Genomic DNA, 26268 nt, shown 5'->3' with positions numbered 1-26268 from the left:
GCCGAAGTTCTCGGATCCGGTCGAACTGTTTGCTTGTGGAATGCCCGCGTCGCAGGCAGAATTTTTCTGCCGCCGGCTCCGACCCTTCAAGTGATCCGACGAAGGGGCAGCGAGCTGGGCGGCTGGAGCGCCCGAGATCCCGGAACAGAACAAGGAGGCAGCATGCCGAACGACCTGCTCACTGACAAACGCATTCTGGTAACCCAGGCGGAGGCCTTCATGGGCCCGATGCTCTGCGAGGTGTTGCGCGAACATGGCGCCGAGGTAATTGCCAATTCGGATTCACTCAAGCAACCTGAAGCAGCCGCGGCAGTGATTGCGGCCGCGGGTGATATTGATGCGCTGCTGATCAATCTCGGGATTCCGGCTCCGACAACCAAGGCTGTAGAGGTGGACGAAGACGAGTGGCGAACCACCTTTGCGGAGATGGTGGACCCCTTGCCAAGGCTGTGCCGCGCGGCCCTGCCGCGGATGATGGAGCGGGGCTCGGGCAAGGTACTGTTGATGGGCAGCGCCTCGGCCCTGCGCGGCATGAAACGCGCTTCCACCTACAGTGCGGCACGGGGCGCTCAGCTTGCCTACATCCAGGCACTGGGTGTCGAGATGGCTCCCCATAATATCCAGGTGAACGCTATTGCCCAGAACTTTGTGGACAATCCCACCTACTTCCCCCCGGAAATTCAGGCCAACCCCCGCTTTCAGGAGCGGTTACAGCGCGAAGTGCCCCTGGGGCGGCTGGTGAGCGCCCGGGAGGACGCCGAATTTGCGGCTTATCTGTGCAGCGCCCATGCGAACTGCTTTGTAGGGCAGGTTTTCCCCGTCTGTGGGGGCTGGGTCAATCGCTGATTGGGCTAGTGTCTGTGATCCGCCTCACAAATATTTTTCCCCACGCCCCCGAGCAGCTATAATTGCCGGGCCTGTGTTTGCCGGGCATTTGCCGCGGCGTTCGCGGGCAGAGCGAACCGCGTCAATAAATAATATACAAAGCCGGTTCAAGAATTCACAAAACAGAACAACGCAAAGGAAGAGAAATGAAATTGGGCGAAGGTGTGAGGTCACTGGTATTCGTTTTGGGGGCTCTTGTTGCAGCACAGGCGAGCGCACTGGACGTAGGGCTGAATTTTGGCGGAAGCCACGGGCAGGCGGATATTTCCGGCTTACCGGGCGAGTTTGATGTGGATGCACAGAATCTGGATCTGACCATGCGCTTCTGCAACGATTGCCGATTTATCGACTATCGCCTCAACGTGGGTTACAGCGCGGCGGAACTCGATTATGACAACGGGCAGAACGATGATGCCTACGGTATCAACGTGACCAATACCGTTGGTTTCAAGGCGGTCAATACCAGTAATTTCGCATTCTGGATGGGTGCCAGTGCTTACGTGGGCGGGTTTGAGGTCGACGGCGATCGAAGCAGCCGGGACTCCATGCGGCTCTACGGCCTGGGCCCGACCTTCGGTGTGGATTTTCGCTTGCCCGAAGGGGTGACTCTCAGTGTGGAGCTGATGGCACGGTACCTGACCGCTGACATCGATAATGACCGCCGTGATGACTACGACCTGGAAGATGCAGGTCTGCGGCTGTCCATCCTGTTCTGAGGTCGGACTCACCCGTCTTCTTCGCGGGTCGGGCAGAGTGCCCGACCCGCTGTCGCGCAGTTTGCACCAGCCAGGCTTCAATCCCAGCGTTCTTCTCCAGGATTTTTTTCACAACCAATGCAACGCTCCATGGTCGCAGTGAATCAATGTTGAACCTGAGCTGAAGCAGGGGGCCGGATGAAACGAACGTTAAAAGTCGCCCGGAGCACCATCCATGGCAAGGGCCTGTTTGCAACCGTCGATATTCCCAAAGGTACCCTGATCGGCTACTGCAAAACCCGCAGGACCCGCATACCGGGAGACCATACCTTGTGGCTGGACAGGGGGCCTGTGGACGTTACCTGCCGCCTGCGCTACATCAACCATTCCCCGAAGCCCAATGTGGCCTATTACGATGATCTTTCCGTGGTCGCCTTGAAACGAATTCGGGTGGGCGATGAACTCACTCACCACTACGGCGACGACTGGCGCTAGGCCCGCTCAACGGCGGGCCATCTGGATGTAGTCGCTGAGGGGGCGATCCGTTGCGGGAATCCGGTTGAACCGCGCCTGCTGAAGTTCTTTTTCGCTGACGGCGGATGCCCGGGCGCGGGAATCCAGAATCAGCCGTGAACCACGCATGGCCACCTGATGGAGGGGAACGTATTCATATCCCTGCTCTGCATCGATAAGAATCCCCGCTTCGGTTCCGTCCTCCTTCACGATGATTTCGGCCACCTCACCCAACTCGCGCCCCGCGGCATCGAGTACCGATGCATCGCGCAGATCCGCGACCGAACTGCTGAAAACCGCACCCTGGGCCTGCGGGGGTTCCTGCCGTGCGACCTGTTGCCGGTCCTGCTCCTGCTGAGCGGGTGCGGGCTCCTGGGCGGGTTGCTGCTCGCGGGCCGCTTGCGCTGATTGCTGGTCCTGGCTCTGTGCGGTTTCCACCGACACCTGGGGCTCGCTCGACTCCACCGCCACCTGAGGTTCACTGGGCTCTACCATCACCTGGGGTTGGGCCTGCTGTACGCTCACTTGCGGCTCGGGTTGCTCCACATCGACTTGTGGACGTGGCTGCTGAACCGATACCTGGGGTTCCTCCTGCTCGACGCTGATGTCGGGTTCACGCGTGGTGATCGTAATGACGGGTCTCGCCTGATTCACCGTCACCTGTGCCGCGGGCTTGTTGACGGTGACTTTCACAGGCTGCTGCTGGACGCGAATAACCGTGCGCTGTTCCTGAGCGAGGTCTTCGGTCATGGCCTGGAACTCGGTCTGCTCCAGAGCCTCATTGTCATTCTCATCGTAACGGCTGAGGGTCTCCTCCTGTTTCAATCCCTGGGAGCGATTGAGTTCGGCCAGCTCCTCGTCGGCGATTCGCTCATCCTGGTTCTTGTCGTACTCAGCGAACTCGGGAGCCTGCTCTGACACGGGCTGCTGCTCCTGGAGCGCCGGGCCCCGTTCCGGCTGCTGTTCGGACCCTTGTTGCTGTTGCTGCGGCTGTTGCTGGGGTTGCTGCTGTTGCGCGTCGGCGGCAGCAGCCAGCAATAAAGTGGCGGCCGCCACGCTGCACAGTTTCGACATTCTGCTCTTCATGGTATTCACCCTGATCTCCTTCAGCGGTTATCCCTCAATTTCCAGTTGGCGCGTTAGCGGCTGGCATTACGTCCCGGTTACTCCGGCTAACCTCTCGGTTCGGCTAGCAGGCTGTTCCGATGGCAACAGCCTGCTAGCGTCGGGCGCGCTGGGTTGCTTCGTTGCGGGCTTCGGCCAGCGTGCCCTGAGCGTCCGCAACCGAGGTATATGCGTCGGCGTTGTAGCGCGCATTCTGGGAAATCTCCTGCAGGTTCATCGGTGTTTCCCACACGATGTTGTCGTCCTGCAGCGCGGTCTCGTCGACTGGGATAAACGCCTGCTCGGCGCCAAGTCCGAGAACGCCGCCGACGGAGACAACGAACCCCGCTTGCCCGCTTTCGCTCACGACGATGTCCTCCACCGAGCCCAGATTTTCTCCCTGGGCGTTCACGACCGATTTATTGCCGAGCTCATCCAGCGGGAGATCGGCAACCTGACGGGAGGTCTGGGGAGCGGAGCGCTGCTGATCGGAACTGCTCGAAGCGGCCTGAGACGTTTGCCCGGAAGATTGAGGTTGGGCCTGTTGCCCCTGAGTCTGGTTGCCCTGGTTCGCGGCCTGGAGCTCCTGCACATTCTTCTGCTCGCCGCTCGCGTCCTGGGTTACCACGCGAATCTGCGGCTCCTGGCGGTTCACCATGACTTCCGGCTCCGCCTCGATAACCTCGACCTCCGGTTCGGCAGTTTCCACAACCACGCGCGGCTCCGCTTCCTCGATGGTCACCCGGGGTTCAGGCTGCTCGACGCTGACCTCGGGCTCGGGTTGCTCCACCGAAACTTCCGGTTCACCGCTCTGCACCTGAACGTCGGTTTCCTGTTGTTCGGCGCGCACGCGCGTTTCACCTTCTTCCACCTGGACGCGGGGCTGAGCCTGTTCCACACGTACCTCCGTGCCGTCGTCCTGACGAGCTGGCTGGCGGTCCTGCTGTGCACCGGCGAGCGCCGGGAGCAGAGCGCCCGTGGCGACAACCAGAGCCAGGCCAGCATGGAACGGCCTCGGGTTCATTCTGTCATTCATGTTGGAATCCTCCTGTTTGGGGCGCGCTTGCGGCGGAAGCAGCAACATCCGCACCACCGAAGAGGCGATTACAGGAAGGGCGGGATGCAATCGCGCGCGTCTTCCGTCGGAGAAACGTTCCCAAACGTCTGTGAGAAGTCACCGCGGGCACCGGTCGCGTGAGTCCAAAGCGAAGATTGCAGCCCGGCGCGGCCCCCGGCTTTGGTGGAGCCTGGGATGACAGAATCGCCGCCCGTTTTCCAGGGCTTACAACCGATGAGTGTGACCTGGAGTGCGCCCGGAGGAGTGGGTCAGATCAAAGCTCTGGCGCGAGGATTGCACGCTCGAGGATTGCACCAAGATTCAAGCGCAGTAATGCGGGTCTTACCAGAACTGAACTCCGGACCGGGAATGCAGCCCCACAACGCCAAATCCGAAGGTCGCTCTTTCGCCAACTCGCCCAACTCAGTGCGACGCGTGCTGGTGATGGTAAATCCCCACAGCCGGCGAGGGGACACGGACCTCGGCGCGGTTCTGGCGATGCTTGAGAGCGCGGGCATCGAAGTGCGCCGGGAAAGCCCGGACTCAGCGGAGGAGATCGAACGTATTCTGGCCGCACAATGCTCCGAAGTCGACCTGGTGCTGGTTGCCGGAGGGGACGGTACGCTGCACTCTGCGGTCCCGGCCGTTGTCCGCCACCAGAAGCCCATGGCGATTCTGCCACTCGGCACAGCCAATGACATGGCGCGGTCCCTCGGAATTCCGGAGGACCTGCAAGCGGCGGGGCAGGTGATTCTGGACGGACGGCAGAAGAAAGTGGATCTGGGGCGCGTCAATGGTGAGTATTTTATCAATGCGGTGAACATCGGCCTGGGGACGGAGATCACTCACCGGCTCACGGAAGAGGTGAAGAAAACCTGGGGAGTTTTGAGTTATCTGAAGGCCCTGTGGGAAGCGCTCGCACGGAAGAACGCGTTTCGCGCGGAAATCGTTGTGGATGGTCGCCGGTATCGCCAACGCTCCATACATCTCACTATCGGTAACGGTCGATTTTACGGCGGCGGTAACGTGGTGGATGAGGCAGCGACCATCGACAGCGGTGTCCTGTATCTGTACAGCCTGAAACCGCAGCCCTTGTGGAAGCTCATGGTACTGGCGCCGCTTTTGCGGTTGGGCAAGCAGGGCCTGGCGGACCGGACCTTTACCCGCACCGGCCGGCGGATTGAGATCCGCGCGTCCAGACAGCTCGAAGTGCATGCTGACGGTGAGCGGGTGAGTCACACCCCAGCCGTGCTGGAGGTCATCCCCGGGGCTCTGACTGTGCTTGTCCCTCTCGAGGATTGAATGATCAAGAGACGACCCGGGAGGTTGTTGCCCCCATGAGCATTATTCGCAGTGAGCAGGAAGCGGCCCTCAACGACTTGTTGGTGTCCAGCGAAAAGTCCGTCGACCACTACCAGGACGCCGCCGAATACCTGAGGGGTCACAAGCCAAGCGGGATTCTCCGGGCTATCGCGGGGGAGCGGCAGACCCTGGTGGAGGACCTTCAGGATGCCGTACGCGCGACCGGGGACCTGCCGTCGGCGCCGGACGAAGATCGGGAAAGTGTCGAGAAACTTCTGCACAGGGTGCATGCGAGTCTCTCCGAAGATGAAATCCAGGATCTCGTACGGCAGCGGATGGAGGGCGAGGGTGAGCTGCTCGAGCGCTTGAGTGTTCTGCGTCGCTCCGGGTGGGAGAACAGCACCCTGATGGGGCGCTTCGACGCCCATCTCCGCTCGGTTCGTGAGCGTCTGCAGGATCTCCTGGCCCGCCCGTCCGCCTGAAGCTCGACAAGCCCGCTCGGCAAGCCCGATTCGAATCGAGTACACTTTCTTTGAGCGGATCTGTACCGCCTGCTTTCGCGGGCAGAATCCGCGACGACCCTTCCTACGTGATTATAAAAAATACAACAGGAGCAACCATGTCACCAGGCTACCCGTCCGCCGGGGAACTGGCCCGCAGGATCCGCGAAGGCGAAACCACCAGTGTGGCCGCCCTGGAAGCCATGCTGGAGCGGATCAACCGTTACAACCCCGACCTCAATGCCATTGTGTACCTGGACGCGGAATCGGCTCGGCAGCGGGCGCTGGAGGCGGATGCGGCCCATGCGCGCGGAGAGCTTTGGGGCCCTTTGCACGGCCTGCCCATGACCATCAAGGAGACTTACGAAATCGCCGGAATGCCGACCACAGCCGGCGCGACGGAACTCAAGGATTATCGCTCCCGATCCAACGCCGTTGCCGCCCAGCGTTTACTGGATGCGGGCGCCATCATCGTGGGCAAATCCAATGTTCCCCTGTGGGCCGGGGACCTGCAGAGCTACAATGAAATTTACGGTACCACCAATAACCCCTGGGATCTGGACCGGACTCCCGGCGGTTCCTCGGGAGGCGCGGCCGCCGCCCTGGCCGCAGGTCTCACTGCGCTGGAGTATGGCAGCGACATCGGCGGTTCCATCCGTACGCCAGCAAGTTTTTGTGGCGTTTGCGGCCACAAGCCGAGCTACGGGATCGTGCCGCCGCGGGGCCATGTGCCGGGGCCGCCGGGCAGCCGGTCGAAAGCCGACATCGGGGTGATGGGTCCCCTGGCTCGCACGGTGGACGATTTGGAGCTGGCCCTGGATCTGACCGCCGGCCCGGACCCGGAGGAGGGGGTCGCCTGGCGTCTGGACCTTCCCGAACCCCGGCACCGGGACCTGGGCTCGTTTCGTATTGCTGCCTGGCTGGATGATGACGCCTGCCCTGTGGACCGGGAGATCGCCGGTGTCCTGTCGGACATGATCCGGACCTTGCAAGACGCGGGTGCGAAGATTGATCAGCAGGCGCGCCCGGAAGGGGTCCAGTTCGGTGAGTCTTACGACCTGTACTACCAGCTCCTGACCGGTGCTCTGGGTGCCAGGATGTCAGAGCGGTCGTTCCGGAAACAGGCGGAAATTGCCGCCGCGGCCGGTCCAGAGGATCGCAGTTACCGGGTGCGCTTCGCCCGCGGCGCCACTCAAAGTCATAACCAATGGCTGCAGGCCAATGAGCGGCGAATGCAGTTGCGCCATGCCTGGGCGCAGTTCTTCACCCGCTTCGACATCCTGCTGTGCCCGGTAACTAACAGCCTGCCGTTTCCCCACGATCATTCCAATCCCGTCCATGCCCGTACCCTGAGCATTAATGGCCAACCCACTCCCTACACGGACATCCTGGCCTGGGTTGGCCTCACCGGTGTGGTTTATCTGCCGGTGACCGTCGTGCCCGTGGGGTTCAGCACAAGCGGCCTGCCCGTGGGAGTTCAGATTGTTGGCCCCTACCTGGAGGATCGAACCTGCCTTGAATTCGCCCGGCACCTGGAGAGCCTCTCGGGCGGATTTCGCGCGCCGCCCGGATACGGCAGCTGATCGCGGAATTTCCCGCCAAATAAGCGAAGAGAATTACCAAGGGCTCAGCTACAATAAAAAGCGATTCACAACGACAAAAAGTCAGTAAAAGGAGAAACCAATGACAGATAACCCCTATGCAGCACCTGCAGCCAGCATGGAGCCCGCGAGCAGTCCGGAGGCTTTCCAGCTCCGTGAGCCGCGCGGGGTAAGCGCCGGCCGCGGCGTCGCGTGGATCTCAGAGGGCTTCGCCCACTTCAAGCAGGACCCCGGGCAGTGGATTCTGGTGTGCATCGTCGGCTTTGTACTGATGATTGTGCTGAGCATCGTTCCGCTCATCAACACCATCAGTACATTGCTCACCTACGTCTGGATCGGGGGCCTGATGCTCGGCTGCCGGGCTCAGGATGAAGGTAAACCCATGACTCTGTCCTATCTCTTTGCAGGTTTTCAGCAGAAGTTCGGATCGCTCCTGCTGTTGGGTTTGATTGTTACGATAGCCGGTGTCGTGCTTGCGCTGGTGGCCCTCGGTCCCATGTTCAGCCAGATGTTCAGCGCTGCCATGAGCGCCAACCCAGAGGCCAATCAGGAATTCATCGATAACTTTTCCATGAGCAATGTTCTGCTGCCCGTTCTCATTGCGATGCTTTTCTTTATTCCCTTACTGATGGCCATCTACTTCGCTCCCATGCTCATCGTTCTTAACGATGTACCCGTGGGCCGCGCGATGAGCCTGAGCTTCAAGGGCTGTCTGAAGAACATCGTGCCCTTCCTGATCTACGGGATCGTCTTCTTCATTCTTTACATCCTGGCGGCGATTCCCTTGCTGCTTGGTCTGCTGGTTCTTATGCCGACCGCCTTTGGTTCCATGTATCGGGCCTATAAGGACATTTACATCGAATCCTGAGTTAGTTCAGCATTACGCCGGAGGCAGCGACGGGTTTGTCGCTTCCTCCGGTGTCTTTTCACTCTAGCCTGTCCTCATTCCACGCCGCTCCTGCCCGTGCGTTCGCAGGTGCCTGACGCCTCTCGCATTCGCCCGGACAAAACAAAGCCATCCCCATTCGGTCTGATTACCTGCTGCATTCTGGCGCGAGGCATGCAAGCCCATGAGTTCGCTGGAGCGTATTCGGGCCGAAAAGGAAGGGCGGTTATGAGAATTTTCGAGGAGATGGAATCGGAAGTCCGGGGCTATGTCCGGTCATTCCCCGCGGTTTTTGACGTGGCGCGGGGGTCGGAAGTCTGGGACGAGCATGGCACGCGCTACATAGACTTTTTTGCCGGGGCGGGCACGCTCAATTACGGACACAACAATCCGCAGATGACCCAGGCCATGGTGGATTACCTGGAGCGCGGCGGGATCGTTCACGGGCTGGACAAGGCTACCGTGGCTAAACGTGCCTTTTTGACCAAGTTCAAGGACACGATTCTGCAGCCGCGCAACCTGCAGTACAAGATTCAGTTCACCGGTCCCACAGGGACCAATGCGGTGGAAACCGCCCTCAAGTTGGCGCGAATGGTCAAGCGCCGCTCAAACATCATCTCATTTACCAACGGTTATCACGGCCTGACCCTGGGTGCGCTAGGTGTCACGGGCAACTATCGTTACAAGGATGAATCCTACGGCTCGCGCAGTAACGTGGCTTTCATGCCCTACGACGGTTTCCTCGGCGAGGGCGTGAACACCATTGATTATCTGCGCCGCTTCCTGGAAGACGGCAGCAGTGGCGTTGACCTTCCGGCGGCCATCATTCTGGAAACCGTGCAGGGGGAAGGCGGCATCAATGTGGCCGGTGTAGAGTGGCTGCAGGAACTGGAAAAACTCTGTCGCGACTTCGATATCCTCTTGATTGTGGACGACATTCAAGTGGGCAATGGCCGTACCGGGACCTTCTTCAGCTTCGAGCGGGCGGGCATTCATCCCGACATGGTGACACTGTCCAAATCCATCGGCGGCGGACTCCCCATGGCCCTGCTGCTGATCCGCCCGGAGCTTGACCAATGGCAGCCCGGCGAGCACACGGGAACCTTCCGCGGCAACAACCTCGCGTTCGTCGCCGCAATCGAGGCGCTCAACTACTGGGACACCGAGGATCTGGCCAAGGCAGTAAAACACAAGGGGGAGATTCTTCGCTCAGAACTGGAAGCCATCGCCGGCCGTCACCCGGACCTGAATGCCGGGGTGCGTGGGCTGGGTATGGTCCAGGGGCTGGTGCTGCCGCAGACCGGGGTGGCTTCGGCGGCCTCCAGGGAGGCATTTGAGCGGGGGCTTATCATCGAGACCGCCGGAGCAGACGATCAGGTTCTGAAATTCCTGCCCTCCCTGCTGATTGACGAGGAACTGCTCCGAGAGGGCCTTGCCATAATCGATGAATCGCTGGGGGCGCTGCTGCACAAGCGTCAGCAACTACTCTCGGGTGGGGACGACGTCCACTGAACACGATTTACGGAGGTGAGGCTCAGCCTGTGAAAGATTTGGTGGTGTGTAAGTTCGGTGGCAGTTCGGTGGCCAACGCGGTGCAAATCGAGAAAGTGCGGCGCATCGTTGCCGATGATCCCCGACGGCGAGTGGTGGTGGTGTCCGCCCCCGGACGGAACCAGCCGGAAGAACAGAAGCTCACGGATCATCTGATCAACATCGCGACGGACGGAGCCCATTTTCGGGATCAACGCATCCCCGTTAATCCGACCGCGAGTCGCGAGGCAGTGGTCGGGCGTTTTCAGCAGATCGTCGATGATCTTGAGATCGACGGGGCCGAGTTGATGGCCGAACTGCGCCGCGACCTGGAATCGAAACTGACCGGTGATGCCCGGGTCGCGTTCCTGGCATCCCGGGGCGAGCACTACAATGCGCGGGTGATTGCGGTTTACTTCTCCCAGCGCGGGACCACGGCCGAGGTCCGCTTGCCGGAGGAAATCGGCTTTCAGGTCAGCGAGGAATACCTGAACGCGACACTGGAACCGAGCGCGTACGAGCAACTGGCTGAACTCCCCAGCGACGAGCACATCGTGGTGGTGCCAGGTTTTTATGGTGTGACCCGTAAAGGTGATGTCGCGGTGTTCTCCCGGGGCGGGTCGGATCTGACCGGAAGCGAAATTGCCCATGCGGTAAGCGCGACCCGTTACGAAAACTGGACCGACGTGAGTGGCGTCTTTGAAGCGGACCCGCGCCTGATTCCGGAAGCGCGCACCATTCCCCGCCTGACCTTCAAAGAGATTCGCCTGCTCTCGTCAAAAGGTTTCAACGTGTTCCACCTCAATGCCATGCTGCCGTGCCGGGAGCGGAAAATCCCCATTCACATTCGCAACACCAACCGGCCCGAGGACCGCGGCACCGTCATTCTTTCGGAGCGGGTGCCGGAAGAAGAAGGTGTGGTCGGAATCGCGCGCCTGGACAACATGGGTTATATCTATCTCGAGAAGGACCAGCTGGGGGAGGAAATCGGTTTCACTGCGGAGTTGCTGCGAATTTTTCAGGACTTCGGCATTCAGACCTATCACTACCCGACGGACAAAGACGATATCTCCGTTGTGGTCAATCAGCAGGACCTCACCGGCACCATCAATGACCTGCGGCGCCGCATTGAAGAAAAACTCAATCCGGACTTTATGGACGTGGTCTACAACCTCTCCATCCTTACTCCGGTGGGGCTGGGTCTGAAAGGAAACTCCTATCCGGTGGTTGCGGCCCTCAGCGCCCTGGCCGATGCGCATATTCCGATCGAGATGCTGGACCTGAGCCCCTCCCAGGTGTGCTTCGACATCGGGGTACAAAATGCCGTCGGAGACGCGGCTCTGGAAATTCTGTACAAGACACTGATCGCGTAGCAGCCTGTTGAGAACTTTTTTTTAACAAGCTCCTAACAGAACTCGCCCGTGCGGTTCGACGCGTACCACCGCTTCGCCCAGGATCGGAGCAGGGCGGTCAACAAGATCAGTTCCGCCAGGTCGCCGCCGTAGTACATCCATTGTGCGGCGGCCTGGATTTCCGCATCGGAGAATCCCGTGCCCTCCGGCCATCCATAAGCGTACATTGCTTTGGCAAGAATCCCGTGGGCGGCAATGGATACAACGAGCACCACCAGCCGAAAGCCGGGCGAAGGCCGCTTGGGGCCGGGGTCGGGCCCGGCAATTGCCCAGGTGAAAAGGCAGCCCGCTATCAGGAAGTGCAGATTGATGAAGCCGTGCAGCGCCGGGCTGTGCAGGCTCTCCCGGAACAGCGGGGTCAGGTAGAGAAGGTACATGCCTCCCAGGTTCAGCAGTGATGCCGTGGCCGGATGACTGAGGACCCGAAGCGGGGGACTGCGCAGAACGGCCAGTGTACGGCGGGCCGCGGGGCGCGGTAGCGAGCGCAGCAGCAGGCTGACCGGCGCCGCAAACACCAGGGCAAGTGGCGCGAACATCCCGAGCAACAGATGCTGCGCCATGTGGCCGCGCAAGTCCTGGTGGGCAAATTCGCTGACCGGTGGTGCTGTGGCAAGCGCAACCAAACCGAGGCCCAGGGCCAGCAACCAACCTCGAACCCGTGGCCAGCGATATTTGTGGTCCGGCTGCCGGCGAAGCGCGGCACAATACAGGCCCAGGGCGGTCAGCGCGAGCAGACAGAGCAATGACCAGCCAACGCCAGGCACTGGACTCACGGGGCCGAAACGGCTTTCACGCGCTGTCGGTTACGCCTGAGCATCCACAGGCCGGTGGCCAGCAGCACCACGCCAAAGGCATTCCACACCAGGTCGTAAACAATCAGGTTGTCCACCCCATACCGAATCTGGTGGGTGCGCAGGATTTTGTGATCGACGATCCCATCGAACACCTGGAAAATGCCGGCGCCGATCAACAGTGCCGGCCAGGCCCATTGACCCACCAGCATCCCGCGCTTGCGAATGTTCAACAGAAGGACAAATCCTGCAACAATCACCACAAGCTCAGCCGCGTGAAGCAAGCCGTCGGACATCAGGGCAATGGCGCCGGTGGAACGGTCATAGAAATGATGCCAGGCCAGTATCTGATGGAAAATGATTTCGTCCACACCGGCCATCAATCCGACGCCGACCAGCAGGCCGGCCCAAAGGGATTGAGTCTGTTCCGGTGTTCGCGTGCCATTTCTGCTCACGCCGCCTCCATCACATTTCACCAAACCATTGGCACTCCGGGCCGCCGGGTTGCCGCGCCCATGTTTCGCCAGGCAACTTTACGTGCGATATTTGTTCCCAACCAATAGCCGGCCCTCCGGCGTAATCCTGCACCCAAGCCGAACCATTCGAACATGTGTGGCCGTTACCTGTTGCGTACACCTCCTCACGCCGCCTGCCAGCCTCCCTGGGATGCCTATTGGCGGGACATCAGCGCGTTTATTCCACGCTTCAACATCTGCCCCGGTGAGCGCAGCCCGGTGGTTCTCAGGCGGGAAGGGCGGACCGCCTGTGAGCCCCTGTTCTGGGGGTTTAAACCGTCCTGGTCCAAGTACCAGCCGGTTATCAACGCTCGCGCGGAGAGTGTTTTGCAAAGTCGCATGTTTCGCGACTCTGCCCGCTATCGCCGCTGTCTGGTCATGGCCGATGGTTTTTACGAGCCCAAGGGCCCTGCAGGGGCCCGCAAGCGCCCCTGGTACCTGTTTGAATATGACGACGGTCGCGGTTTTGCGTTTGCGGGGATCTGGACAGGTTCGGGTTTCAGCATCATTACCTGTGAAGCGAATGACCGGGTGCGTCCGGTTCACGACCGAATGCCGCTGATCCTGGACCCGACGGATTGGCAGGGCTGGCTCGACGAGGACCAGGACGATGGGGCGATCGAAGTAATGCTGGAGCCGGGTGAATATCCCGGACTGGTCTACCGCCCGGTGAGCGACTACGCCAAGAAGCCTGGCAACGAAGGGCCTCAATGCGTCGCTCCCGTGGCGTCTGCATAGGAGCTTGGTAATCAGGCAGCGTAATCAGACATCGATCGGTGTGGCGGCGAGGGAGCGTCGTTTGGAGGTGAGCAGTGCCCGGCGATCGCTTTCGCAGGGCACATGCCGTTCGATGTTTGCGCTGATCAGTTCGATGTGCCTGCGGAGTTCCCGCTGGAGTTCGAGATCAGTTATTGTCTCGCGCAGCTCCCGCAGAACCCGAAACAGGCGCAGCAGCACTGCGACGTTACCGCCCGCGGACTGACGGATCTCGTTGAAAGCGAGATCGAAGAAACGAGCATTGCCTGGACGCTTGAGTATCAAGCGCAGGCGCCCCCCATAACGATGAGTTTGCGGAAGATCCGGCCCGCGCACGGCGTGGTGCAGAACGACCCCCAGGTGATCGATGCAGTGGATGGCAGTGGTTGTGTCGTTCATTGACGGGGACAGGGCTTTCAGGGCTATGTCCACCAGTTGTCGAATGCCGAAGGAAGGGTCCTGGTCCACGGCGCGATAGCTGCTGATGCCGAATTGCTCCACCAGTTCTTTCCGCACATCGCGCGGAACCTGCTCAGGTGCCGTCACCGAAATCAGGGGGCGTCCCTCCACGGCGAAATCGCCCACCACCCGGTCCACGCGGAGCACCAGGTCGTGCTCGCAGGCCAGATCAAAGAGCGCCTTGAGGGCGACATCCTGTACATAACCCGATTGTGTTGCCGGCACGCCTTCCCATTTCAGATCGCGAATCTCGGCATTGTCCGGCAGTTCCCGGAGCGCCTCCGCGTCCCGATCTTCGTGGGCAAGGTTGCGCACCTCGTCCAGTGCTTCGATTGTTTCGCTGGAAATGCGCGCGACAATTTCCGGTGCCTGGATGGAGACGGCGGTGTTATGAATGAACAGGATGATGGACGCCAGTCCAACCAGCATGAGCAGAATGCCAAACCACAGTGCCAGTTGTGGCACGAAGGGAGCGTCCCCGGACCGGATTGCACGCATCACCAGCAAGGCATAAGTGAAGACGCCCACCAGTACGCCCAGGACGGTCTGGTTGGTTCGATCGCGCATGAAACTGCGCAGAACCCTGGGACTGTATTGGGCCGCGGCGAGGGAAAGGGTGACGATAGTTATGGAGAATATCACCCCGGCCACGGTGATGGTTGAGCTGGCAATAACCGAGAGAATCTGCCGCGCGCCTTCCGCGTCCGCCGCGAGGGTGTCGGGCAAGCCGATGATGCCGTTGGCATCCAGCCACAGGTCGAGTTGAACGAGGACCAGTGCGGCGGCGATACTCAGTGCGAACAGCAGCACCGGCACGAACCAGAGGCTTGCCCGGACCGACAGGAGTATGCTGCGTCGCGTCATCCCTGACTCCGCGGTTGATTCCCGGAAGGTCAGGCAAGGGCCGTACCGTCGGTCAAAAGCTGTAAAAAAATGTAAGCAGGGCAACCTCAATCGGTGAAACCGCGGAATTCCCCGGCCCGGACCGAAACATCATGCCCAATCCAGGTCCGTGGGGCGTGACACCTCTTCCATTTCTAAATTACACTGTTGACGCTACATGCCATCAGATAACATGCCACCCGGATAATAAGCCGAATGGGAAGGATAACAATGAAACGATCGAGAGCCTTTCTGATACTTGCCCTTTGTGCCTCCGCCCATGTGGGCGCTGAAGACCAGCCCGAAATGTCACGGGGCGAGTACCTGGCGCGGGTGGGCAACTGCGCCGCCTGCCACACCATTGAAGATGGAGAACCTTTTGCCGGCGGACTGAAGATGGCGGTGCCCATGCTGGGGGCGATTTACACAACCAACATCACTCCCGACAGGGAAACCGGGATTGGAGAGTACAGCTTCGAGGATTTTGATCGCTCCATGCGCCTTGGCATTGCCAAGGATGGGCATCGGCTCTATCCCGCGATGCCTTATCCTTCCTACGCCAAGATCACCGAAGACGACATGCAGGCCCTCTACGACTTCTTCATGAACGAGGTGGAGCCGGTCCGACAGGCAAACCAGGATAATGAAATCCCGGGCTGGTTGAGCATGCGCTGGCCCCTGGCAATCTGGAACATGCTCACCCTTGACGAAGATCGTTACGAGGCCGACGAGAGCCAGAGCGACGAGTGGAATCGCGGTGCTTATCTCACCCAGGGGCTTGGCCATTGCGGTGCCTGTCATACGCCACGAGGCCTGTTGTTCCAGGAGCAGGGTCTGGACGAAAGCGACTCCGCCTTTCTTGCCGGGGCGCCTCTGGATCATTGGTCCGCTTCACCGCTGACTGGCGATCACAACGTGGGCCTGGGCCGCTGGACTGAAGATGACGTGGTGCAGTTTCTGAAAACCGGCAAGAACCGCTGGGGCAGTGCGTTCGGCACCATGGTGGAAGTGGTCAACAACAGCACCCAGTACATGACCGACGGAGATCTCCGGGCAATGGCGGTGTACCTGAAATCTCTGCCGGCAGTCCACGACGAGGGTGAGCAATGGAGCTATGACTCCACCTCGGCGGACAAACTCGCCCGGTTTGATTTCGAAGAGCGGGGCTCCCAGGTTTACTACGAGTTCTGCGTTTCCTGCCACCTGTATGACGGCAGTGGCCACGGCGAATTCATGCCGCCCCTGGCTGGAAACCCGGTTGTTATGGACCCTGATCCTTCGTCCCTCATCAACCTGACATTGAACGGCTCCCTGCGGGTGGTAGTTGGCGGAGAGGCCGAGACCTATGACATGCCGTATTTCCGCGGCCTGCTCGACGACGGACAGATTGCCGATGTGGTCAGCTTCATGCGCAGTGCCTGGGGTCACCAGGCCTCCGAAGTCACAGCGGAAGATGTGGCGGAGATTCGGGCCGCCACGGACCCGCGCAGCCACGATATCGTTGTGCTGAAGATGAAATAGTCGCGACCGCCGGGAGAGGCCTTGGCCCCTCCCGGTCTTTCCCTTTTATCACTTTCTCACTCAGCTATTCCCGCCCCCTCGCCGGTCCAAGGCCTTTCGCCTGTGCCGGGGAAACAGCACTGCGCAGCCAGTGTCTCTGATAGACATCCTTCCTCAAGCAGCGCGCACGCAGACACGGAGCAGAGCATGGACGCAGTAACACAGCTTGGCATGGTGGGCCTGGGGCGCCTCGGCGGTGCACTGGCTCAACAGGCGCTCGGCAAGGGGCTGTACGTGGCGGGGTACGATCCCGCCGGGGCAGACGACGAACTCGCCTCTGCGGGGGTTGATCTCGTTGACCGCGTGTCACGCCTGCGGCAACGGCTGGAACCTCCGCGCATCATTTTCGTCTCCGTGCCGGCGGGTTCGGCCATCGATCAGCTGCTCGCCCAGTTGACACCCTCCCTGGATCGCGGGGATGTAGTGATCGATGGAGGAAATTCATACTGGGGCGACTCTGTCCGCCGCTATCGCCGGTGCCGGGACGAACACGGAATTCACTTTATCGATGTCGGCACCAGCGGCGGTGTTCATGGCGCCCGCACGGGTGCAAATTTCACGGTGGGCGGCACCGCCGAGCAATTCGAGCTGGTGGCGCCCCTATTGCAGAAACTCGCCGTGCCTGGCGGCGTTGTGCATTGTGGAAGTCCCGGCAGCGGTCATTACGTCAAGCTGGTGCACAATGGCATCGAGTTCGGCATGCTCCAGGCCATCGGGGAGGGCGTCCACATGCTCGAGGCGTTTCGCGAAGATTTGCCGGTACAGGACATCCTGGACGGCTGGACCCACGGCTCGGTAATTCGCTCCTGGCTGCTGGAATTGCTGGCGGCGGAGTACCGGCGTCAGGAGGGCAGCGGCGGGGTGTCGGACTACGTGGAAGATACGGGAGAAGTGAACTGGCTGGTGGAAGACGCGATGCGAATGGAAGTCCCCGTTCCAGTGATCTCCCAATCGGTGATGCAATTGTTCAGCTCGCGCGACCAATCCGCAACCTGGGCGCGGGTAGTGGCAATGATGCGGCGCGGTTTTGGCGAGTTCGACTACGGCGCCAGCCCCGTGCTGGCCCAGTATCGCCGTGGCGCGCGAGTGGGGCCGTGGCTTGACGCGGACTGAGACTGAACGTACTGCCCCGGGGGGCTGCGCCTCTTAGCCCGGTTCGGAGCTCTGGAAGGTGCAACCTGGCGGGGCAGCGTTACTCGCGGATGAGTTTGAAAAACCGGCTTGGCTTACCCTCCATCTCATTCTGGTAGAGAAAGGTCAGCCTCCGGTCATCGAAAGTTTCAAAGAATTCATCCCATTCGATGTCCTTGAGGTTCTCTTCGCTGTCGTCGAACTTGATGCGCAGCAGGCCGGCACCGTCCTGTTTGTCTTCCGTGCCCTCGACCACCGCGGGGTGGCCGCCACGCTCTTCGGCCCAGCGTTGAATCAGTTTGTGGTCGCGGGTTTTGTCCGCTGCATGTCCCATATCAACCTCCACGTTATGCCAGCGGCTCCGACGATGGATCTGGCCGCCGCGGCAGCAAAAGACTCTCCCGGGCTTTCGTGGCTTTCAATACCCATGCCATTGGTGCTCTCGCGGCCATGCGTTCATTTATTGATCAGCAAAGTTAAAAAGTATTAAGTGCCGGCTGTGGATATACAGGGCCTGGCGCCTTCGTTAGAATATTCTGCTCGCTATTTCACGTTACGTTGTAATTTTAACGGAAGCACTATGCGGCACACAGTCAGTATTTTCACCGTCCTGAGCCTGATCTGGCTGCTGAACTCCGGACATTACACCGCCCTGCTGCTGGCGCTGGGGCTGCTCTCCGTTATTGTAGTGGTGTGGATCGCGCACCTGATGGACGTGGTCGACCACGAATCCCAACCTTTTCACCTCACTATCAAGCTGCCCGGCTACTATTGGTGGCTCCTCAGGCAGCTGGTTGCCAGCAACATCGATGTGGCCGTGCGGGTCTGGCGCGGCCCCGCGGCAATCAGCCCCTGCATGGCATCGCTGCCGATGAGCCAGCGCACCGACATGGGCAAGGTGATCTACGCAAATTCCATTACTCTCACTCCGGGCACCGTGGCCATGGACCTGCAGGGCGATACGGTCATCGTTCACTCGCTGACCAGCGACAACATTGCTGATCTGCGCAAAGGGGAAATGGATCGCCGTGTCAGCCAGTTGGAAAAATAGATGTTAGCTGTTACCGCACTGACCATACTGTTCGTGATGGCGCTGGCGCTGATCCGCGCGCTGCTCGGGCCAACGATCTACGATCGCATCCTGGCCGCCAACCTTTTCGGCACCAAAACAGTGCTGTTGATCGCAGTGATGGGCTACTTGTTCGGACGCCCGGACTTTCTCGATATTGCGCTGGTATACGCCTTGATCAATTTCATCAGCGTGATCGGAGTGCTCCGGTATTTTGAATACAACGAGCGCAAGCTCGCGCAGGACGAGTCGTGATGGATCTGTTTACAATCATCAGCGGCATCTGCCTCGCGCTGGGGAGCTTTCTGATTCTCACCGGCGGCGTCGGGGTGCTGCGGTTCCCGGATTTCTACACGCGAATGCATGCCGCGGGTATTACTGAAACACTTGCCACGGGTTTGATCCTGGTTGGCTTGATGCTGCTTGCAGGCTGGAGTCTGGAACTGGCCAAGCTGACGATGATTTTGCTGTTTGTATTGTTGACCAGCCCTACGGCGAGCCACGCCCTGGCGAAGTCCGCCCGACACGGCAAGCTGACACCCAAGCTGGTCGATTCCGAAAAACAATCAAGCTGATCACCCCTTCCTATGCGCGAAACGCCAGCGGCTTTTCGACGCGGGGAGGGATTTTGGCAATAGAAGCACCAGTCCCGCATCCACCGGAGCAGGGACGGGCACTTAGGAGGTTCACATCGCACTCATAGTGGATGTCACGCTGCTGACACTGCTGATGGTGACCGCGCTCGCCATCGCGTTCAGCAAAGATCTGTTCGCCGCGGTTATGCTTGCGGGTATTTACGGGCTGTTGTCGGCCAGCTTCTTCGTGGCTATGGACGCAGTGGATGTTGCGTTTACGGAAGCCGCTGTGGGTGCGGGAATTTCGCCTCTCCTGATGCTGGCGACGCTGGCGCTTTCGGGCCGGTTCCAGGCCAAAAACCCCGGACGTTTCTACCTGCTGGCACTGGTCCTGGTCGTCGCGGTGGGCAGCCTGCTGATGATCGGCACCTCGGACATGCCGGGCTTCGGGGATCCGGAGGCCCCGGCTCAACAGCACGTAGCTCCACGCTACATCGAGCAGTCCGGAGAAGAGGTCGGTGTTCCGAACATCGTGACCTCGGTACTGGCGAGCTACCGTGGTTTCGATACGCTGGGGGAAACCGCCGTGATCTTCACAGCGGGGCTTGCAGTGCTCAGCCTCCTGGCGGGCGCTACCCGGACGGCCGAAGGCTCCCGCCGGCCTTCGATGGTTGAACACAAGGTTCTGCGCATCGTCAGCAAGATTCTGATTCCCCCGATTCTCATTTTCGCGCTCTATGTGCAATTTCATGGGGACTACGGCCCCGGCGGCGGCTTTCAGGCGGGCGTGATCTTCGCTGCTGCAATCATTCTCTATTCCATGCTCTTCGGTCTCGACGTCGCGCGCCGGGTGATCAACGAATCGCTGGTGCAGATACTGGCCGCGGTGGGCGTGCTGCTGTACGGTTGTGTGGGCATTGTAAGCATGCTCAACGGCAAGAACTTCCTCGACTATAGCGGGCTCGCCACGGACCCGATCGCCGGTCAGCACATCGGCATCATCCTGATCGAACTGGGTGTCGGGATAACGGTTGCCTCGGTGATGATTCTGGTCTTTTTTGCCTTCGCGGGGCAGATGAGCGACGGGGAGCGCAATTGATGGAAATCCTGTCTCACTATAACTACTGGGTCGTCATCGTCCTGATGATGATCGGCTTCTACGTGGTGGTTGCCCAGGGCAACCTGATCAAGAAGATCGTAGGCCTGAACATCTTCCAGACCTCGGTTTTCATCTTCTACATCAGCGTCGGGAAGGTCGAGGGCGGATCGGCTCCGATTCTGGCGGACGGTATATCCGTCTACTCCAACCCATTGCCCCACGTCCTTATTCTCACCGCCATTGTGGTGGGTATCGCCACCACAGCGGTTGCCCTGTCCCTGGTCATTCGGATCAAGCAGGCCTACGGCACTGTGGAAGAACAGGAACTACAAATAAGAGATCAGCAGTGATAAGCCATCTACCGATACTACAGGTTATTCTGCCGTTTCTGGCGGCTCCGTCCTGTCTGATTTTACGCAAGCCCAGACTGGCATGGCTCTTTGCGTTGCTCGTCAGCATCGCCACGCTCGTGGTCAGCGCCTTGCTGCTTCAGCAGGTTCATGACAACGGTGTAATCAGTTATGAGCTGGGCGGCTGGTCGCCCCCGTGGGGCATCGAGTATCGCATTGACCTGCTGAACGCCTACGTCCTGCTGATCGTATCGGCCATGGCAAGCATCGTTTTGCTGGCAGCCCGCGCCAGCGTCGAGCAGGAAATTGAACAACACAAGCAGGGTTGGTTTTACTCCCTTTACCTGCTCTGTGTTTCGGGCTTGCTCGGGATCGCTGCCACCGGCGACGCCTTCAACGTGTTCGTGTTCCTGGAAGTTTCCTCGCTCTCCACCTATGCGCTGATCGCTCTTGGGCGGGATCGTCGCGCGCTGTGGGCCGCTTACCAATACCTGGTCATGGGCACAATCGGGGCCACCTTTATCCTGATCGGGATCGGCTTCCTGTACATGATGACCGGCACTTTGAACATGGCGGATCTCGCCAGCCGAATACCGGCGGTGGACGACACCACGACCGTCATGGCGGCATTCGCCTTCATCGTTGTGGGCACCTGCTTGAAGCTTGCGCTGTTTCCGCTGCACTTGTGGCTGCCTAACGCGTATACCTTTGCACCGTCGATGGTGACCACCTTCATCGCCGCAACGGCCACCAAGGTTGCCGTGTATGTGCTGATTCGCTTCCTGTTTACCATCTTCGGCGAAGCCCTGAGTTTCGGGCGTTATCCTCTGACTGAGATTCTGGTACCCCTTGCGGTGATCGGGCTGCTCAGTGCTTCGACGGTGAGTATTGGACAGAGCATGGTCAAGCGGATGCTGGCGTACTCCAGCGTGGCTCAGATCGGTTACATCGTGCTGGGTATCGCCATGGGCAGCGCCTTGGGGCTTACCGCGGCCCTGCTGCATGTGTTCAACCACGCGCTCATGAAAGGGGCACTGTTCATGTGTCTCGCGGCAGTAACCTATCGCATGGGTGGATCCGACCTGGAGAACATGCGGGGCCTCGCCCGGACCATGCCACTGACGTTCTGGGGCTTCGTGCTGGGAGGGTTGAGCCTGATCGGTATTCCGCTCACGGCGGGCTTCGTGAGCAAGTGGTACCTAATTCTTGCCGCTATCGAACTCGGTTGGTGGGCGATCGTTGTGGTGGTTTTGCTCGGTTCCATGCTTGCCGTGGTTTACATCGGCCGGGTCGTGGAAGCGGGCTGGTTCGGAGAACCGAAAGACCCGCGAAAGCGGGAAGCGCCTTTAAGCCTCCTGGTGCCGCTGTGGATACTGGTTGCGGCCAATATCTACTTCGGCATTGACACCCGATTGACCGTGGGCGTGGCGGAAAGCGCCGCCAGCTATCTGATCAACGGGGGAGGTCCGCTGTGAGTGCCAACCTGGCTTTAATACTGACTTTGCTGGTACCGCTGCTCGGCGCTCCCGTGATCGCCGGTCTGGGCCGCTGGCCCAACCTGCGCGAAACGGTAACCCTGGTTACGGCGGTTGCCCTGTTCGCCTGCGTGCTGCGAGTGCTGGTGGGGTTTACTTCCGGTGAGGAAGTCCACGTTCAACTGATCGAACTTTATGAAGGGCTCTCGATCAGTTTCCACACGGAGCCTCTGTCGATTCTGTTTGCGGCCATCGCCAGCGGATTGTGGATCGTCACCTCCGTTTACGCCATCGGCTACATGCGCGGCGCCGGCGAGAAAAATCAGACCCGCTTCTACACCTGCTTCGCCCTGGCCCTGTTCGGCGCGATGGGCGTGGCGTTTTCGGCGAACCTCCTGACCCTGTTCATCTTCTACGAGGTTCTTACCCTGTCGACTTTCCCCCTGGTGACTCACAAAGGGGATGACGCAGCCAAAGCCGGCGGCCGAACCTACCTCGGCGTTCTGATGACCACCTCCATCATGTTCCTGCTCCCGGCGATCATCTGGATCTACGCGCTGACGGGAACACTGGATTTTCGAGCGGGCGGCATTCTGGAAGGCACGGTTGGTCCCGCGGCTTCAACCGTATTGCTGGGGCTATTCCTGTTCGGGGTGGCCAAAGCGGCGGTGATGCCTGTTCACCGCTGGCTGCCTGCGGCAATGGTCGCTCCCACGCCGGTGTCCGCGCTGCTGCACGCGGTCGCGGTGGTAAAAGCCGGTGTGTTTACCTTGACCAAGGTTGTGATCTATACCTTCGGGACGGATTTCCTGGTTGCGGTACCCCTCGAAAATCTTGCGATCTACCTGGCTGGTTTTACCATCGTGGCGGCCTCGGCAACGGCCCTGCAGCAAACCAACATCAAACGCCTGCTGGCTTACTCCACCATCAGCCAGTTGAGCTACATCGTCATGGCCACCATGGCTCTTGCGCCCTATTCGGAGATCGGCGCGGCCATGCATATTGCGGCCCACGCCTTCGGCAAGATCACCCTGTTCTTTGCGGCGGGCGCGATCTATGTGGCTTCCAAGAAGACGGAAGTAGGGCAGTTGAACGGAATCGGTCTGAGAATGCCGTTTACCATGGGTGCCTTCGCCATCGGAGCGCTGTCCATGATTGGGGTGCCTCCTACAGCCGGCTTCGTGTCCAAGTGGTTCATTATTGCCGGCGCTTTCCAGCTCGAGAATTATTTCGTACTCGTGGTAATGATGGTGGTTACTGCATTGAATGCGGCTTACTTCCTTCCGATTATTTTTAATGCCTTCTTCAAGAAAGAGGATCAGCCTCCCGCGAAGGACCACAGAGAGGCGCCCAAAACGATGGTGGGAGCCCTGTGCTTCACCGCAGCCCTCACGCTGTTGTTTTTCGCATTCAACGGGCCGGTACTGGAGTTGGAATCCACGTTGATTGGAGATAACTGATGAGTGACCAGAATCGAGCGGAACAGGAGCAGCATTGGCTGGTGCGGCCGAAAACCATCCGCGCACTGTGGATCGGCGGTGCCATCGTGCTTGCCTTGACGGTGATCGCACAGTTCTTTGTCCCTCTCCACGACTATTTCGTGGTGGATGGGGTATTCGGGTTCTATGCCGTCTTTGGTTTTTTCAGCTGCGTGGGCATGGTGGTGCTGGCGAAGTTGCTTGGTTTGCTCCTGAAACGTCCGGATACATTCTATGACGAGCACTGATCTGATTTTCCCACCCGCGCTGATCCTCATCCTGGGCGCGGTATTGCTTCCGCTCCTCGGTCGCCGGATGCGTCTGCCCATCTTGCTGGGTATCCCCGCGCTGACCTTGTGGATGATCTGGAGCCTCGGCGACGGCGTGCTGCTGACCCTGGAGTTCATGAGTTACGAGATTGAACCGGTGGAAGGCAGCAAGCTCCGGCGGCTGTTTGCGACCATCTTCGCGCTCATGACTCTCGTGGGCGGGCTTTTCGCCTATCGGCAGGCACGCACGGTCGAGTTATCCGCAGCCATGGCCTACGCCGCCGGCGCCGTCGGTGTGTCCTTCGCGGGAGACTTGATTACCCTGTTTCTGTTCTGGGAGTTCATGGCCCTGTTCTCCACCCTGGTGGTATGGAGCGGAGGCACGGAGGCGGCGCGGCGGGCCGGTATTCGCTACGGCATCATGCATCTGGTGGGCGGGATCATCCTCAAAGTGGGCATCGAGGGGATCGCGGTGCAGTCCGGTTCCATTGATGTCCAGGCACTGGACCTGGGCAACTTCGCGACCTGGATGGTCTTTATCGGGGTGCTGATCAACGCGGCGGCTCCGCCTGTTTCCGCGTGGCTTGCGGACGCCTATCCTGAATCCAGTGCAACGGGAGCCGTGTTTTTGTCCGCCTACACCACCAAGACGGCGGTACTCGCTCTGGTGCTGCTGTTCCCCGGTGAGAGTCTGCTGATCTGGATCGGCCTTTTCATGATTTTCTATGGGATCATCTACGCCCTCATGGAAAACGACATGCGCCGCATTCTGGCCTATTCCATCGTCAACCAGGTGGGGTTCATGGTCTGTGGCGTGGGGATTGGTACCGAGCTGGCGCTGAACGGGGTTGCGGCTCACGCCTTCTCACACATTATCTACAAAGCCTTGCTGCTGATGAGCGCCGGCGCCGTTCTCCATCAGACCGGCAAGCGCAAATGTACCGACCTCGGCGGCCTGTACCGCACCATGCCGGTGACAACGGTGTGCGGCATTATCGGAGCGTTGGCAATCTCGTCGTTTCCCTATACTTCCGGTTTCATTTCGAAATCCATGATCAGCCAGAGCGCCGCCTATGGTGAGCTGGGCTTTGTCTGGTTCTGCCTCGTGGCCGCTTCGGCGGGTGTTTTCCTGCACGCGGGGATCAAGTTCCCCTGGTTTGTTTTCTTCCAGAAAGATTCAGGTCTGCGCCCCCGGGATCCCGAATGGAACATGCAGGCGGCGATGATCGTCTTCGCTGCGGTCTGTATTATCCTGGGCGTCTTCCCCGAGCTTCTTTACCAATACCTGCCGTACCCGGTCGATTATGTGCCTTATACGGCGGACCACCTGGTCAGCCAGTTGCAGCTGCTGCTGTTTGCGGGTCTGGCCTTCTTTGTGACCCTTCCGATGATGAAGCGGACTCTCACCATCAGCCTGGATGCGGATTTCATCTGGCGGCGGGGCCTGCCCTGGATCGGTGACAAACTGCAGATTATCCAGCAGGGAGTGGGGGACATGTCCCGGGACTTCGTGAACGGGCCGGGCCGCCGGATCGCGCTGTTCTGGCTTCGTCACCACGGACCGGAGGGACCTCTGGCCCGCACCTGGCCAACGGGCAGTGTAGTGCTCTGGGTTGCGGTGATGCTGATCGCGGTTCTCAGCGGCGCTTACCTGTTCTGAATGCCGTCGGCGCTGGAGTTCGTAGCGGGCCGGTCCCTCGCAATGTAAGGGGCGCTTGTTTCTAACTCGTCAGGGTCCTGACTGCATCCATTCGAGCCAACGGTGGCCGACTGAGAGGGACGTTTTCAGCCGATTGCCAGGGAAGGGCAGGCGGATGAAACCTGTGAGTCAGTATTGTTTTCGTTCCTCTCCTGTCCGTGCCATCGTTCTTCCCCTTGTCATCCTATCTTGAGTTGGTTCCGCTATGCGGTTTCGATAATTCACGATCAAACGTGAAAATAAAGGCCCATTTCTTACTACTTCCGTTGGGAAATGTTAACGACCGAAGAGTCTGCGCGTTTTGTTTGTAGCGCGCGCGCCGTTATAACTATTTGGTTTGTGTCACCCAATTGCTCAGATAAACCACCGTCTCTATACTCGGTCGAAACAAGCGCAAAACCAGCGCGCGCTTATAATTAAAAGAACGATTGCGAAGAACTATAAAATGAAAGCCGTTTGCCCTTTCTGTTTTACACAGAACCTTTCCAAAGCCAGCAGCTCGCCAAGCTCGCTGTCCAGCAAGTCACATTTTTTCAGCACCGTAACGAATGACTGTTCAAGAGGTTGTTGCGTGAGCGCGCTCCTGCGTTAGCAACAGCCGCCTCAAACTATTGGAGACGACCCGGGAAAGGTCACTCAAACCAGACGCCATGCATAAAACACAATAACGCGGGC

The 26268-nt window shown here is 59.7% G+C and carries 27 protein-coding genes; 21 read left to right on the top strand and 6 right to left on the bottom strand.

Features of this window, described 5'->3' with window-relative positions; translation table 11 throughout:
- The first annotated feature begins 162 nt into the window (after window positions 1–162).
- From ACURWW_RS00775 to ACURWW_RS00765, 3 genes are all read left to right on the top strand, one after another.
- Window positions 163–846 (top strand): SDR family oxidoreductase, encoded by a 684-nt coding sequence (locus ACURWW_RS00775; protein WP_445615103.1) that lies wholly within the window; start codon window positions 163–165, stop codon window positions 844–846.
- Window positions 847–1031: 185 nt separating this feature from the next.
- On the top strand, window positions 1032–1601 hold the full coding sequence (locus tag ACURWW_RS00770; RefSeq protein WP_445615102.1) for a hypothetical protein: 570 nt from the start codon (window positions 1032–1034) through the stop codon (window positions 1599–1601).
- Between the two features lie 177 nt (window positions 1602–1778).
- Window positions 1779–2075, top strand: coding sequence for an SET domain-containing protein (locus ACURWW_RS00765; RefSeq protein ID WP_445615101.1), 297 nt, complete (start codon window positions 1779–1781; stop codon window positions 2073–2075).
- Window positions 2076–2081: 6 nt separating this feature from the next.
- Here the strand turns inward: ACURWW_RS00765 and ACURWW_RS00760 are convergent, their stop codons facing one another.
- On the bottom strand, window positions 2082–3188 hold the full coding sequence (locus tag ACURWW_RS00760; RefSeq protein WP_458618425.1) for a hypothetical protein: 1107 nt from the start codon (window positions 3186–3188) through the stop codon (window positions 2082–2084).
- Between the two features lie 124 nt (window positions 3189–3312).
- Window positions 3313–4233, bottom strand: coding sequence for a PRC-barrel domain-containing protein (locus tag ACURWW_RS00755; RefSeq protein ID WP_445615099.1), 921 nt, complete (start codon window positions 4231–4233; stop codon window positions 3313–3315).
- A 390-nt stretch (window positions 4234–4623) separates the two neighbouring features.
- On the opposite strand from ACURWW_RS00755, the gene ACURWW_RS00750 reads away from it, so the two are divergent.
- From ACURWW_RS00750 to ACURWW_RS00725, 6 genes are all read left to right on the top strand, one after another.
- Window positions 4624–5556 carry a lipid kinase gene (locus tag ACURWW_RS00750; RefSeq protein ID WP_445615098.1) on the top strand — a complete coding sequence of 311 codons (933 nt, stop codon included), beginning with the start codon at window positions 4624–4626 and terminating at the stop codon, window positions 5554–5556.
- A 35-nt stretch (window positions 5557–5591) separates the two neighbouring features.
- A complete protein-coding gene (locus ACURWW_RS00745) occupies window positions 5592–6038 on the top strand; it encodes a hypothetical protein (protein WP_445615097.1) in 447 nt (148 codons plus the stop codon).
- Window positions 6039–6175: 137 nt separating this feature from the next.
- The gene (locus ACURWW_RS00740; protein ID WP_445615096.1) at window positions 6176–7639 is read left to right on the top strand and encodes an amidase; all 1464 of its coding nucleotides are present in this window, start codon (window positions 6176–6178) and stop codon (window positions 7637–7639) included.
- A gap of 100 nt (window positions 7640–7739) precedes the next feature.
- Window positions 7740–8525, top strand: coding sequence for a BPSS1780 family membrane protein (locus ACURWW_RS00735; RefSeq protein ID WP_445615095.1), 786 nt, complete (start codon window positions 7740–7742; stop codon window positions 8523–8525).
- Between the two features lie 246 nt (window positions 8526–8771).
- A complete protein-coding gene (ectB, locus tag ACURWW_RS00730; RefSeq protein WP_445615094.1) occupies window positions 8772–10055 on the top strand; it encodes a diaminobutyrate--2-oxoglutarate transaminase in 1284 nt (427 codons plus the stop codon).
- Window positions 10056–10084: 29 nt separating this feature from the next.
- Window positions 10085–11446 (top strand): aspartate kinase, encoded by a 1362-nt coding sequence (locus tag ACURWW_RS00725; protein ID WP_445615093.1) that lies wholly within the window; start codon window positions 10085–10087, stop codon window positions 11444–11446.
- Window positions 11447–11478: 32 nt separating this feature from the next.
- Here the strand turns inward: ACURWW_RS00725 and ACURWW_RS00720 are convergent, their stop codons facing one another.
- Entirely contained in the window at window positions 11479–12258 is a 780-nt protein-coding gene (locus ACURWW_RS00720; protein ID WP_445615092.1) for a cytochrome c oxidase assembly protein, read from the bottom strand.
- Window positions 12255–12731, bottom strand: a complete 477-nt coding sequence (locus tag ACURWW_RS00715) for a DUF2243 domain-containing protein (protein WP_445615091.1) — start codon at window positions 12729–12731, stop codon at window positions 12255–12257. Before ACURWW_RS00715 ends, ACURWW_RS00720 begins: the two co-directional genes overlap by 4 nt.
- Window positions 12732–12884: 153 nt before the next feature.
- Here ACURWW_RS00715 and ACURWW_RS00710 point away from each other — a divergent pair, with 153 nt between their 5' ends.
- Window positions 12885–13529 carry an SOS response-associated peptidase gene (locus ACURWW_RS00710; RefSeq protein ID WP_445615090.1) on the top strand — a complete coding sequence of 215 codons (645 nt, stop codon included), beginning with the start codon at window positions 12885–12887 and terminating at the stop codon, window positions 13527–13529.
- A gap of 24 nt (window positions 13530–13553) precedes the next feature.
- Here the strand turns inward: ACURWW_RS00710 and ACURWW_RS00705 are convergent, their stop codons facing one another.
- Entirely contained in the window at window positions 13554–14870 is a 1317-nt protein-coding gene (locus ACURWW_RS00705) for a DUF2254 domain-containing protein (RefSeq protein WP_445615089.1), read from the bottom strand.
- Window positions 14871–15119: 249 nt separating this feature from the next.
- On the opposite strand from ACURWW_RS00705, the gene ACURWW_RS00700 reads away from it, so the two are divergent.
- Complete coding sequence (locus tag ACURWW_RS00700; RefSeq protein ID WP_445615088.1) at window positions 15120–16409, top strand: c-type cytochrome; 1290 nt, start codon at window positions 15120–15122, stop codon at window positions 16407–16409.
- Between the two features lie 186 nt (window positions 16410–16595).
- Window positions 16596–17561, top strand: coding sequence for an NADP-dependent phosphogluconate dehydrogenase (locus ACURWW_RS00695; RefSeq protein ID WP_445615087.1), 966 nt, complete (start codon window positions 16596–16598; stop codon window positions 17559–17561).
- Window positions 17562–17640: 79 nt separating this feature from the next.
- Here the strand turns inward: ACURWW_RS00695 and ACURWW_RS00690 are convergent, their stop codons facing one another.
- Window positions 17641–17913 (bottom strand): hypothetical protein, encoded by a 273-nt coding sequence (locus ACURWW_RS00690; protein ID WP_445615086.1) that lies wholly within the window; start codon window positions 17911–17913, stop codon window positions 17641–17643.
- A gap of 246 nt (window positions 17914–18159) precedes the next feature.
- Between ACURWW_RS00690 and ACURWW_RS00685 the strand changes: the two genes are divergently transcribed.
- From ACURWW_RS00685 to ACURWW_RS00645, 9 genes are all read left to right on the top strand, one after another.
- A complete protein-coding gene (locus ACURWW_RS00685) occupies window positions 18160–18630 on the top strand; it encodes a Na+/H+ antiporter subunit E (RefSeq protein ID WP_445615085.1) in 471 nt (156 codons plus the stop codon).
- Window positions 18631–18903 carry a monovalent cation/H+ antiporter complex subunit F gene (locus ACURWW_RS00680; RefSeq protein WP_445615084.1) on the top strand — a complete coding sequence of 91 codons (273 nt, stop codon included), beginning with the start codon at window positions 18631–18633 and terminating at the stop codon, window positions 18901–18903. It begins immediately after the preceding gene.
- Complete coding sequence (gene mnhG, locus ACURWW_RS00675) at window positions 18903–19223, top strand: monovalent cation/H(+) antiporter subunit G (RefSeq protein WP_445615083.1); 321 nt, start codon at window positions 18903–18905, stop codon at window positions 19221–19223. Before ACURWW_RS00680 ends, mnhG begins: the two co-directional genes overlap by 1 nt.
- A 127-nt stretch (window positions 19224–19350) precedes the next feature.
- Window positions 19351–20322 carry a Na(+)/H(+) antiporter subunit B gene (locus ACURWW_RS00670; RefSeq protein WP_445615082.1) on the top strand — a complete coding sequence of 324 codons (972 nt, stop codon included), beginning with the start codon at window positions 19351–19353 and terminating at the stop codon, window positions 20320–20322.
- Window positions 20322–20672, top strand: coding sequence for a cation:proton antiporter subunit C (locus ACURWW_RS00665; protein ID WP_445615081.1), 351 nt, complete (start codon window positions 20322–20324; stop codon window positions 20670–20672). The genes ACURWW_RS00670 and ACURWW_RS00665 overlap by 1 nt, the downstream gene beginning before the upstream one ends.
- Window positions 20669–22147, top strand: a complete 1479-nt coding sequence (locus ACURWW_RS00660) for a monovalent cation/H+ antiporter subunit D family protein (protein ID WP_445615080.1) — start codon at window positions 20669–20671, stop codon at window positions 22145–22147. Before ACURWW_RS00665 ends, ACURWW_RS00660 begins: the two co-directional genes overlap by 4 nt.
- Window positions 22144–23607, top strand: coding sequence for a monovalent cation/H+ antiporter subunit D family protein (locus ACURWW_RS00655; RefSeq protein WP_445615079.1), 1464 nt, complete (start codon window positions 22144–22146; stop codon window positions 23605–23607). Before ACURWW_RS00660 ends, ACURWW_RS00655 begins: the two co-directional genes overlap by 4 nt.
- Complete coding sequence (locus ACURWW_RS00650) at window positions 23607–23873, top strand: hypothetical protein (RefSeq protein ID WP_445615078.1); 267 nt, start codon at window positions 23607–23609, stop codon at window positions 23871–23873. The genes ACURWW_RS00655 and ACURWW_RS00650 overlap by 1 nt, the downstream gene beginning before the upstream one ends.
- Window positions 23860–25554: a Na(+)/H(+) antiporter subunit D gene (locus ACURWW_RS00645; RefSeq protein ID WP_445615077.1), complete on the top strand. Its 1695-nt coding sequence runs from the start codon at window positions 23860–23862 to the stop codon at window positions 25552–25554. The genes ACURWW_RS00650 and ACURWW_RS00645 overlap by 14 nt, the downstream gene beginning before the upstream one ends.
- Window positions 25555–26268: the final 714 nt, after the last annotated feature.

The sequence above is a fragment of the Gilvimarinus sp. F26214L genome (genome assembly GCF_054401055.1).
This window is presented reverse-complemented; position numbering and strand designations above follow the sequence as displayed.